This is a genomic window from Vibrio sp. 10N.222.52.C3, assembly GCF_041474195.1.
GTDB lineage: Bacteria > Pseudomonadota > Gammaproteobacteria > Enterobacterales > Vibrionaceae > Vibrio > Vibrio crassostreae_C.
On the sequence record NZ_JBFRTQ010000004.1, the window covers coordinates 1,078 to 2,665 of the forward strand.

Consider the following 1,588-nt stretch of genomic DNA (forward strand, 5'->3'; position numbering starts at 1 on the left):
CAGCAGTGATGTTGTGTGATGAGCAATAAGAAGTCAGCAGAAGGCATAGTACTTTGAGAATGTACAACTCAAAGGAAGGCCTGAACTGAATATATCAAGAAGCAGTCACTAGACACTCAATCATGTGGAGTCATAGCAAGATGAAACTCATCTCTACGTCCCAAAGGGCAATACCGCAAGTAAAGCTCATGGATACGAAGAATGACAAGCATGGTCGGCGTAGACAGGAGGGCGAGTCTTGGTGACCTCAACTTCGTTGATGGAGCAAATCTGCTCCTCAACCAATTTGAATCAAGCTCTTAGACGCGTGAAGAAGAACAAAGGGTGTGCAGGAGTCGACAAGCTCGACATCAACGCCACTATCTCAAGACTTCGACAGGCATCAAACGGGCAAGAGCTTCGCCAGAGTCTTCTGGATGGAAGCTATCAACCTCAACCTGTTCTTGGTGTAGAAATCCCCAAAGCTAGTGGTGGCGTAAGGCAATTAGGTATCCCAACAGTCCTTGATAGGGTAGTCCAACAGGCAATCACATCAGTGCTGTCATGTATCTATGAGCCGAAGTTCTCCGACAGTAGTTACGGGTTTAGACCCAACCGCAGTGCGCACCATGCATTGTCGGCCGCCAGTCGCTACATCCGAGAGGGTCGAGGTTATGTAGTAGATATCGACCTAGCAAAATACTTCGATACAGTGAATCACGATAGGCTAATGCACAGGCTGTCACAAGATATTGCTGATAAACGCGTGTTAAAGCTAATTAGGTCATACCTACAGGTAGGCATAATGCGACATGGACTAGTTGAGCAGAGACAACGAGGCACACCCCAGGGTGGGCCATTATCTCCGCTACTATCAAATATTGTATTAGATGAACTGGATAAAGAGCTAGAGCGTAGAGGGCATAAGTTCTGTCGATATGCAGATGACTGTCAAATCTACGTGCGTAGTGAGGAAGCCGCTCATCGAGTCAGAGAGTCGATAACGGAGTTCTTGGAGCAGAAACTAAAGCTGACGGTAAACCGTAAGAAAAGTGCAGCAACGAGAGTGACAAAGCGAACTTACCTAAGCCACCGCTTCCAGATAGACGGAAGAATCGGGATATCGAAGACGGCACAAGCTCAAATGAAGAAGCGAGTACGTCAGATAACGAAGCGAAATCGAGGACGAGAGTTACAGGTGATAATCACGGAGTTAACTCAATATCTAAGAGGATGGCAACACTACTTCAAGCTTACTGTTAGTAAAAGTGCAATGCAGCGCTTAGACGAATGGATACGGCGTAGATTAAGGTGCTACCGACTAAAGCAGCGCAAACGCAGAGACAGCATAGCGATATGGTTACAGCGACAAGGTGTAACGGAGCGTAATGCGTGGAAGCTAGCGATGTCAGATAAGGGTTGGTGGCATCTAGCTTCAACGCCACAGGTTAATCACGCCATGCCAATAAAATGGTTCGAGGGGTTGGGGCTGTACTCACTAAGAGATGGGTACGAGTCACTGAAAGTATATTCGGAACCGCCGTATGCGACCCACGCTTGTACGGTGGTGTGAGAGGACGGAGGCTGCGAGGCCTCCTCCTACTCGATT

The 1,588-nt window shown here is 47.8% G+C and carries 1 protein-coding gene; it reads left to right on the forward strand.

Translation table 11 applies throughout. From position 1 onward, the window contains the following. Positions 1-259: 259 nt before the first annotated feature. A complete protein-coding gene (gene ltrA / locus AB4517_RS00475; protein WP_372147682.1) occupies positions 260-1,552 on the forward strand; it encodes a group II intron reverse transcriptase/maturase in 1,293 nt (430 codons plus the stop codon). Positions 1,553-1,588: the final 36 nt, after the last annotated feature.

Excerpts from the sequence above, each read along its gene's own strand:
- ltrA (WP_372147682.1), top strand. The coding sequence starts at position 260 with ATGGAGCAAATCTGCTCCTCAACCAATTTGAATCAAGCTCTTAGACGC.